The organism is Thermostichus sp. MS-CIW-23 (genome assembly GCF_054059455.1).
The window spans coordinates 121,692-129,838 of record NZ_JBSSCC010000004.1; the positions used below are offsets into that span (position 1 = coordinate 121,692).

At 59.0% G+C, this 8,147-nt stretch carries 11 protein-coding genes; 9 read left to right on the forward strand and 2 right to left on the reverse strand.

Going from position 1 to position 8,147, the window contains the following annotated elements:
* The first annotated feature begins 260 nt into the window (after positions 1 to 260).
* Positions 261 to 2,192: a tRNA uridine-5-carboxymethylaminomethyl(34) synthesis enzyme MnmG gene (gene mnmG, locus ACVW0B_RS02890; RefSeq protein WP_457490899.1), complete on the forward strand. Its 1,932-nt coding sequence runs from the start codon at positions 261 to 263 to the stop codon at positions 2,190 to 2,192.
* Here mnmG and tsaD read toward each other — a convergent pair.
* Positions 2,156 to 3,250, reverse strand: coding sequence for a tRNA (adenosine(37)-N6)-threonylcarbamoyltransferase complex transferase subunit TsaD (tsaD, locus tag ACVW0B_RS02895; RefSeq protein WP_457490900.1), 1,095 nt, complete (start codon positions 3,248 to 3,250; stop codon positions 2,156 to 2,158). The two genes, mnmG and tsaD, sit on opposite strands and share 37 nt — an antisense overlap.
* Positions 3,251 to 3,440: 190 nt before the next feature.
* Between tsaD and ACVW0B_RS02900 the strand changes: the two genes are divergently transcribed.
* The 3 genes from ACVW0B_RS02900 (at position 3,441) to ACVW0B_RS02910 (ending at position 4,731) form a co-directional block, all read left to right on the forward strand.
* Positions 3,441 to 3,986, forward strand: a complete 546-nt coding sequence (locus ACVW0B_RS02900; protein WP_457490901.1) for a Photosystem I reaction center subunit III — start codon at positions 3,441 to 3,443, stop codon at positions 3,984 to 3,986.
* A gap of 44 nt (positions 3,987 to 4,030) precedes the next feature.
* Positions 4,031 to 4,150, forward strand: a complete 120-nt coding sequence (locus ACVW0B_RS02905; protein WP_457490340.1) for a Photosystem I reaction center subunit IX — start codon at positions 4,031 to 4,033, stop codon at positions 4,148 to 4,150.
* A 101-nt stretch (positions 4,151 to 4,251) separates the two neighbouring features.
* A complete protein-coding gene (locus ACVW0B_RS02910) occupies positions 4,252 to 4,731 on the forward strand; it encodes a photosystem I reaction center protein subunit XI (protein ID WP_457490902.1) in 480 nt (159 codons plus the stop codon).
* Between the two features lie 6 nt (positions 4,732 to 4,737).
* On the opposite strand, the gene ACVW0B_RS02915 is transcribed toward ACVW0B_RS02910, so the two are convergent.
* Positions 4,738 to 4,938: a CsbD family protein gene (locus tag ACVW0B_RS02915; protein WP_414357606.1), complete on the reverse strand. Its 201-nt coding sequence runs from the start codon at positions 4,936 to 4,938 to the stop codon at positions 4,738 to 4,740.
* Between the two features lie 207 nt (positions 4,939 to 5,145).
* Between ACVW0B_RS02915 and ACVW0B_RS02920 the strand changes: the two genes are divergently transcribed.
* The 5 genes from ACVW0B_RS02920 (at position 5,146) to ACVW0B_RS02940 (ending at position 8,055) form a co-directional block, all read left to right on the forward strand.
* Complete coding sequence (locus ACVW0B_RS02920) at positions 5,146 to 5,577, forward strand: ribonuclease III domain-containing protein (protein ID WP_457490903.1); 432 nt, start codon at positions 5,146 to 5,148, stop codon at positions 5,575 to 5,577.
* A gap of 33 nt (positions 5,578 to 5,610) precedes the next feature.
* Positions 5,611 to 6,747: a 23S rRNA (guanosine(2251)-2'-O)-methyltransferase RlmB gene (rlmB, locus tag ACVW0B_RS02925; RefSeq protein WP_457490904.1), complete on the forward strand. Its 1,137-nt coding sequence runs from the start codon at positions 5,611 to 5,613 to the stop codon at positions 6,745 to 6,747.
* Between the two features lie 22 nt (positions 6,748 to 6,769).
* The gene (locus ACVW0B_RS02930) at positions 6,770 to 7,027 is read left to right on the forward strand and encodes a DUF1816 domain-containing protein (protein ID WP_011434370.1); all 258 of its coding nucleotides are present in this window, start codon (positions 6,770 to 6,772) and stop codon (positions 7,025 to 7,027) included.
* The gene (locus tag ACVW0B_RS02935; RefSeq protein WP_011434371.1) at positions 7,027 to 7,344 is read left to right on the forward strand and encodes a 2Fe-2S iron-sulfur cluster-binding protein; all 318 of its coding nucleotides are present in this window, start codon (positions 7,027 to 7,029) and stop codon (positions 7,342 to 7,344) included. Before ACVW0B_RS02930 ends, ACVW0B_RS02935 begins: the two co-directional genes overlap by 1 nt.
* Before the next feature lie 504 nt (positions 7,345 to 7,848).
* Positions 7,849 to 8,055 (forward strand): hypothetical protein, encoded by a 207-nt coding sequence (locus tag ACVW0B_RS02940; RefSeq protein WP_011434372.1) that lies wholly within the window; start codon positions 7,849 to 7,851, stop codon positions 8,053 to 8,055.
* Positions 8,056 to 8,147: the final 92 nt, after the last annotated feature.

Below are 8,147 nucleotides of genomic sequence, written 5' to 3' on the forward strand. Positions count from 1 at the left end.
CGGCAGCCTTGGGGGAGCTGATCCCAGCGCCCTGAGGTCTCTTCAACTCTTCAATCAGGTGACTTAGGCTGGGAACTGAGCCTCTACCCAACTTTATTTCCCAGGGCAACAGAAAACTTTCCCTACTGCTCTGCCTGCCTCAGGCCGGTCGCAAATAACCCTATCCGTTGCCGCCATCGCTAAGCTGGATAAGCGAGCTGAAATAACCTGAAAATTAAAAGACCGGGGATCCCGGCTATTCATTTTGGAATTGCCACCCTATGCTCAGAGTTGGACGGGACAGCATTGATTTTCTCGATCACTACGATGTGGTGGTGGTCGGCGGGGGGCACTCCGGCTGCGAGGCAGCGTTGGCAGCAGCGCGGCTGGGCTGTAACACCCTCATGCTGACATTGAATCTGGACAAGATCGCCTGGCAACCCTGTAACCCTGCCGTCGGCGGCCCGGCCAAATCGCAGCTGGTGCACGAAATCGATGCTCTCGGCGGCGAGATGGGCAAAATCACCGACCGCACCTATTTGCAAAAGCGGGTGCTCAACCGTTCGCGGGGGCCGGCGGTGTGGGCGCTGCGGGCGCAAACCGACAAAAGGGAATATGCGCGGGTGATGCGCTCGGTGGTGGAAAACCAGCCTAACCTGACGATTCGCGAGGGCACTGTCACCGATTTGGTGTTGGGGCGCAACGACGAGGTGGTGGGCGTGGTCACCCATTTCGGCACCATCTTCGGCTGTCGGGCGGTGATCCTGACCACCGGTACGTTTTTGGGGGGGCGCATCTGGATTGGTCGCCACTGGCAAGCTGCCGGACGGGCAGGGGAATTTGCCGTGGAAGGGCTGACCGACACCCTGCGCCAACTGGGCTTTGAAACGGGCCGGCTGAAAACCGGCACCCCTGCCCGCGTGGATCGGCGCAGCGTGGATTTTTCGGTCATGGAGCGGCAACCGGGGGATCCCGATGTGCGCTGGTTTAGCTTCGACCCCGAGGTGTGGGTGCCAAGGGAGCAGATGGATTGCTACTTGACCCGCACCACCCCAGAGACCCACCGCATCATCCGGGAAAATCTCCACGAAACCCCTGTCTATGGCGGCTGGGTGGAGGCCAAAGGGCCCCGCTACTGCCCCAGCATCGAAGACAAGATTGTCCGCTTTGCCGACAAGGAAAGCCATCAGATTTTTATTGAGCCGGAAGGGCGGGATCTGCCGGAGCTCTACATCCAGGGGTTCTCCACGGGGATGCCTGAGAAAATCCAGATCCAGATGTTGCGCTCCTTGCCTGGCCTGGAGCGGTGCGTCATGCTGCGGCCTGCCTATGCGGTGGAATACGACTATCTGCCGGCCACCCAGCTCTACCCCACTCTGATGACCAAAAAGGTGCAGGGGTTGTTTTGCGCCGGCCAGATCAACGGCACCACCGGCTACGAAGAGGCGGCAGCTCAGGGGCTCATAGCCGGGATCAACGCCGCCCGCCTGGTTCAAGGCAAGCCCCTGGTCACCCTGCCGCGGGAGTCCAGCTACATCGGCACCCTCATCGACGATCTCTGCACCAAAGAACTGCGGGAGCCCTACCGCATGCTCACCAGCCGCTCCGAATACCGCCTCATCCTGCGCTCCGACAATGCCGACCAACGGCTCACCCCCCTGGGGCGAGAATGGGGCTTGATCGATGACCGGCGCTGGGCCCTGTTCCAAGCCAAGCAAGCGCGCATTGCCGCAGAAATCGAGCGCCTGGAAACGCAGCGGGTGAAGGCCCACGACCTGGCCGGCATCCAACTAAGCCAACTGACGGGGCAGGGGATCAAGGGATCCGCCACCCTGGCCGAGATCTTGCGCCGCAACCAGATTCACTACTCCGATCTCCTGGAACTGGGGCTGGGGGATGCGGAGCTGGATCCCTTTGAGCAGGAGGCGGCAGAGATTGCCGTCAAATACAGCGGCTACATCCAGCGGCAGCAGAGCCAAATTGAGCAGGTGAGCAAGCAGTACCACCGCCCTCTGCCCCCCGATCTGGACTACCACTCCATCCCCACCCTCTCCAAAGAGTCGCGGGATAAGCTCTCGGCGGTGCGCCCGCTAACCGTGGGCCAGGCGGCCCGCATCGGCGGTGTCAACCCCGCCGACATCAACGCGCTGCTCATCTACCTTGAGGTGAGGCAACGTCAGAGGGCGGCGGATCCCGTCTGTTCTTCTGTATGAGCTCCGCCCCCACCCAGGTAGAGGGAAGGGATCCCTTCTAGGGGCATGCGCGAGGCTACCCCCAGCTCCAGCGGCGAGACCTCCCCCCGCAGCCAGTGGCAGAGCCCAGCTGCCCCAATCATGGCGGCATTGTCGGTGCAGAGGGCTAGAGGCGGGATCACCACCCGCAACCCCCTTTGCCGGGCTGCTTCTGTGAGGCGAGCCCTCAGCTCCCGATTGGCAGCCACCCCTCCGGTCAGCAGCAGTGTCGAGAGGCCCAGCGCCTCGGCACAGGCCACCGCTTTTTCGGTGAGCACATGGGTCAGACAGGCCTGGAAGCTGGCGGCAATGTCGGCAATGGGCAACTCCTGGCCTTGCTGCTGCAACTGCTGGACTAGGCGCAACACCGCCGTTTTTAGGCCGCTGAAGCTTGTGTCGTAGGGATGCTCCACTTTGCCCTCGGGCAGGGGAAAGCGCTGCGGATCCCCCTGCTGAGCCCAGCGGTCAATCTGCGGTCCCCCCGGATAGCCCAGCCCCAGCAGCCGCGCCACTTTGTCAAACGCTTCGCCGGCAGCATCGTCGCGGGTGCGACCCACCGTCTGGTACTGCCCGTAGTCCTTCATCCAGATCAAGCTGGTGTGGCCCCCCGACACCAAAAGGCAGAGGCAGGGGGGGCGCAGATCGGGCTCGGCCAAAAAGCCGCTAAAGAGATGGCCCTCCAGATGGTGCACCCCGATCAGGGGCTTGTCGTGGAGCAAAGCCAAGGTCTTGGCCCCCATCAGCCCCACCAGCAGGGATCCCACCAGGCCCGGCGCACAAGTTACGGCAATGGCATCTACCTCGGCCACCTCCAATCCGGCCTGTTGCAGAGCCCTCTCCAGCACAAAGGGCAAGGTTTCCACATGCTGCCGTGAGGCCACCTCCGGCACCACCCCCCCGTAAGCAGCATGAAGGTCGATTTGGCTGGCCACCACGGAGCTGAGCTGCCGCGGGGCAAACCCCGGCCAGGCTGCATCCGCCGCCACCACAGCCACGGCCGTTTCGTCACAACTGGTTTCGATGGCAAGGACGCGAGGCATGGAGAACAAGCTGGGAAAAAGAGATGGGACAGCCTTGGGATCCTTAAGAATTGTGTGAGCTAAAACTCGCCATCCCTAGGAGCGAGACACTCGGGAGTATGATACTAACCGTTTAGTGCCCGTTTCCGCACTTAGCATTCCTGCACATTTGGACAGATCCTAGACCCCTAGCTCAAGGACACATCCTGCTATGCGAACCCTTGTGAGTCTCCTGTTGGCCCTTTGCCTGGCGCTTGGCCTCGCGCAGGCAGTGCAGGCAGAGCCCTTAATTGGTCTAAAACCTTGTAGCGAAGTTCCCGCTTTTCAAACCCTGAGGGATCAACGCCTAAGCAGCCTCGAAGAGAAGATCCTCAACGCCAGCCCTGCTATGGCTCCCATTTACCAGCAAAAGCTGGCCCAAACCAGCGAGCGTTTTGAGCGCTACAGCAAGCTGCTCTGCGGTGAAGAGGGCCTACCCCACCTGGTTACGGATGGCCGGTTGAACCATGCGGGCGAGTTTCTCATCCCCGGCTTGCTTTTTCTCTACATCGCCGGTTGGCTGGGCTGGGCAGGGCGCTCTTATCTGATTGCCGTGCGGAATAGCGACGAACCGGAGATGAAAGAAAGCATCATCGACGTTCCCTTGGCGCTGCGCTGTTTCCTCACGGCTTTGGCTTGGCCTGCTGCTGCTTTCAAGGAGATTGCCAGCGGCGAAATTCAAGAGCCGGAAGCGGCTGTGCCCATCTCGCCCCGCTGAGCCTGGCTTTCCAACTCGATCTGTTCAACTTTTGAGAGGCATCTATGGCTGATTTCACCAAGTTTCTCACCACTGCCCCGGTGGCGTTTATCCTGTTTGCCAGCTTCGTTTTTGCCCTGTTCATCGAGATCAATCGCTTCTTCCCCGACATTTTGACGTTTTGAGTGCAGGCCAGGGATCCCCAGCGCAACCGACGCCCGGCGGGATCCCTGCTTTTTTTGAGCTTCTTTTCATACCCTTTTGAACCGGACACAGAGTTGCTGAAATGGTCGAACCCAATGCTAATCCTGCTCCGTTGAATATGGATAAGGGATACGTCACCGTCCCTGAGGGAGATCCGCAAATTGGCGATCTCTGGACACCGATTAACCACGCACCTGTTGTCCGGCTGTTGATCGACTGGCTGCCCATCAACCGACCGGGATTGAGTTCCATTTGGCGGGGCTTGGAAATCGGCATGGCCCACGGCTATTGGCTGGTAGGCCCCTTTGCCAAGCTGGGGCCGCTGCGCAATGAGCCCATCGGTCTGCTGAGCGGCTTTTTGGGAGCCTGTGGCCTGATCCTGATCCTGACGGCGGCCCTTTCTCTCTACGGCACTGTCACTTCGCAGCGCAACATAGGGCCGGTAGGGGGATCCCAATCTTGGAGCGAATTGGCTGCCGGCTTCTTGGTAGGGGGCATGGGGGGGGCGATCGTCGCCTACCTGCTTTTGCTAAATGCGGATCTCCTGATTCCTGCGTCTTAATTGAGGCTATTGGCCTTCCATCACATCATCCACAACGTCTTTGATTGCCTCTCGAGCATCTTCGACTCCAGGGTGGGCGGCTGCTTCCGCTTGCTCGGCCCTGCCTTCCAGCCTTTCACGCTGATCGCTGGCCAGCTCACCCACAATTTCCTGGATTTTGCTCTCCAGATTCTTGGCAGTGGCTCCAACTTGCTTTTCAAGGCTCATAACATCGGCCCCTTCACCGGCTTTGCCCTGTCTACTCGATAGCACCTTTTCTCTTTGGGCCTCGTGATCCAAATCACCTGCAAGGCAGCAAAGAGGGTGGGTCGGGCTGGCAGACCAGAGGAAGCTTGTCTTAGCATGGACTGAATTCTGCAATGAGCCGATGACAGCGGTTCTAGAGATTTTTCTGCCTATCTTTCGTGAGCTGCTGTGAACGATCTGCTGTTCGAGCCCACTTCCGAAAGGCCCTCCTTGGCCGAGATTCGCCGCCTATCGCCCGCAGCCTTGGCCTACTTGGGAGACGCCATTTACGAACTGCATGTGCGGCGGCAACGGCTATTTCCTCCGGATCGACTGGAGCGCTATCATCAGCAGGTGGTGAGGCGGGTGCGCGGCTCGGCTCAGGCCAAGTTGCTGTTGGCCCTGTTGCCCCATCTCAGCCCCGAGGAGCAGGAAATTGTCCGCTGGGGTCGCAATGGCTGCGGTCGCCCACCCCGACATCTGCCTCTGGCCGACTACCAAAACGCCAGCGGCCTGGAAACGGTTCTGGGCTATCTCTACCTGGCCAATCCCGAACGGCTGCGCCATATCCTCGCCCTCACTGATGTTTTGGCTGAGACCCTAGGCGAGTGGGAAGGTTAGGATAGTCTTTCCGTCTTTCCATCTTCCACGCCCATGCCCAAGACTTCTCAGCGCAAACCTGCTTCACGGCTGTCTCGCTCGGGCAAACCGCAGCGGCGAGGGGCAGGGCAATCCGTCAGCAAGCGGGTACAGCGGCCCAAACGCCGAGACGGGGATCCCAAGCTTGCCCTCCGAGAGGCTCCAGTGAAGCCCATCCGTCGCGACGCGCAACGGCAGTGGCCCCAAGGCAAGATGGCTCCTCAACCGGCAGGCCAACGAGATCCCGGCCTTCCCATGGGTGGGACAGGGGTTCTGCCGGAAGAAGTGCAGCTTCAGGCCGACCGGGATCCGCAGACCGAGCTGGAGCAAGAGATCATCTACGGTCGCCAGACGGTACTGGCCGCCCTGAGAAGTCAAGCCACCCTCAACCGGGTTTGGATCCTGCCGAGGTTGCGCTACAGCCCCCAATTTTTGTCTCTGTTGGAAGAAGCCAAAGCGCGGGGCACCGTTATCGACGAAGTGTCTCCAAAGCGGCTGAACGCCCTCACGGCTGGCGCCAACCACCAGGGTATCGCTGCCCAAGCCACGCCTTATCAGTACGTGGCCCTGGAGGATTTGGTGGAAAGAAGCCGGCAGGCCGGCCCCAATCCGGTGCTGGTAGTCCTAGACGGGATCCAGGATCCCCATAACTTGGGAGCCATTGCCCGTAGTGTAGAAGCTTTTGGCATGCAGGGGATGGTGATCCCCCAGCGGCGGGCAGCAGGGGTAACCTCGACGGTGATGAAGGTAGCGGCGGGAGCCCTCTCCACCTTGCCGGTGGCGCGGGTGGTGAATTTGAATCGGGCTTTGGAATACCTCAAAGAGCAGGGGTTTTGGGTTTATGGCACCACCAGCCGAGGGGCTGACCCCATCTATAGCGCCGATTTTCAGCGGCCCATTGCTTTGGTAGTGGGATCCGAGGGGGAAGGGATTAGCCTGCTCACACAGCGCCATTGTGACCAACTGCTGTCCATTCCCTTGGCAGGCCGTACTGAAAGCTTGAATGCTTCTGTGGCCACCGGCATTGCCCTCTACGAAATCCACCGGCAGCGCTCTCCCCACCACCTCAAACGCCCTGAGGTTGATACATTCCTCAACAAATCGTCAATAAAAGTAGTAGAATCTAGGGGATTGCAAAAGGACATCCAATGATTGCTAGACTTGATAATGGGGGATGGATCCCGTGAGCAACCCTTTGGTCAGTCTGTTGGATAAGCTGCGCGGCCTGTCGGTCTGGATCGAGATCACCACCGAGGACTGCACCTACTACTACGGCCCCTTCTCCGATGAAGCTGAGGCGGAGCGGCTCAAAGGCCACTACATTGCCGACCTGCAAAAGGAAGGAGCCAAAAAGATCCAGGCTCTGGTGAAGAAAATGCGCCAGCCACAGTCTCTGACGGTGACCCGTACTCCGTCGGGAGCCCGTTCCTGATGTCTGCTACGGCTTATCAAGTAACCCTTCATCACCGCGGCCAAACCTACCGCTTCCCTGCCTCTGCGGATCAGACGGTTTTACAAGCTGCTCTGGAGCACGGGATAGAGCTGCCTTCCTCTTGTCAGGCAGGGGTTTGCACCACCTGTGCGGGGCGGCTGAAGTCGGGATCTGTGACTCAGACAGAGGCAATGGGGATTGGCCCAGAACTGCAGGCCCAAGGGTTTGTGCTGCTGTGTGTAGCCTATGCTACCTCCGATTTGGAGGTGGAGACCGATCAAGAGGAAGAGGTTTACCGTCTGCAGTTTGGCTCCTGACCGTGCCGGATTTCTGTTCAGGTCTACTTGTTAGCTTATGGGGGGGTGGGGGTAGCTAAGCCCCGCACTGTACCCGTAGGGTCATTGCCGGGATACAGATACCCCCACATGGTGTATGATAGGAGTAGTTGCACAAAATGGCTTTTGCCGGAATCTGGTGCAACTACGCGGTAGGACATTCCGTGTCTGCTCGTGGAGGGTTCTTGCGTAGGCTCCCCGATGAAGCGAGAAGCCCGCTCCGTACTGCCAGCAGTCGGGGTCGGGAGTATGTCACTAGGTGTTGTAGTCATTTCGATTCAAACTAGGACACTATACCCACAACTAAAACCTTGGTCGCGTCAGCGTTGCGGAGCAATAATGCAGGGGCCCAAAAGGTTTTTCTCAGTAGCCCGGCTGTCTCAGCCTAATCTGAAAATACTACATTAGTTTATATTGTTGGATTCTTAGTGTTAGAAGTTATCGAAAGTAAGTCTGTTTCCTTGGCGAGATCAGTTCTCGACTCCTGTGAAGTTGCATTTGTTGCACCTATCTCTGCCGTTGAGCTCGCCTCTCTCTGCCCCGCAACTGGAGCAATCCCTCTGTCAGCAAGTTGACCGGGAGCTGGGCCAGCCGGCTCGGCTTCTGCGCTGGAGCTTGACGGCGGTGGAGGGGGATAGAGCCTGGGTTGAGGTGGTCGCCACCACTGATGAGGACTACTCGGATTTAGACTAGGTCGTGTTGATCTTATGTTAGGATAGAGAGAATAGTTTATAGAGGAAAGAGGATGAAGTTGGTTTTTTTAGATGAAAACAAATGGCAGAAGA

Coding starts and splice junctions, on each gene's coding strand:
- mnmG (WP_457490899.1), top strand. CDS start 261: ATGCTCAGAGTTGGACGGGACAGCATTGATTTTCTCGATCACTACGAT.
- tsaD (WP_457490900.1), bottom strand. CDS start 3,250: ATGCCTCGCGTCCTTGCCATCGAAACCAGTTGTGACGAAACGGCCGTG.
- ACVW0B_RS02900 (WP_457490901.1), top strand. CDS start 3,441: ATGCGAACCCTTGTGAGTCTCCTGTTGGCCCTTTGCCTGGCGCTTGGC.
- ACVW0B_RS02905 (WP_457490340.1), top strand. CDS start 4,031: ATGGCTGATTTCACCAAGTTTCTCACCACTGCCCCGGTGGCGTTTATC.
- ACVW0B_RS02910 (WP_457490902.1), top strand. CDS start 4,252: ATGGTCGAACCCAATGCTAATCCTGCTCCGTTGAATATGGATAAGGGA.
- ACVW0B_RS02915 (WP_414357606.1), bottom strand. CDS start 4,938: ATGAGCCTTGAAAAGCAAGTTGGAGCCACTGCCAAGAATCTGGAGAGC.
- rlmB (WP_457490904.1), top strand. CDS start 5,611: ATGCCCAAGACTTCTCAGCGCAAACCTGCTTCACGGCTGTCTCGCTCG.
- ACVW0B_RS02930 (WP_011434370.1), top strand. CDS start 6,770: ATGGATCCCGTGAGCAACCCTTTGGTCAGTCTGTTGGATAAGCTGCGC.
- ACVW0B_RS02935 (WP_011434371.1), top strand. CDS start 7,027: ATGTCTGCTACGGCTTATCAAGTAACCCTTCATCACCGCGGCCAAACC.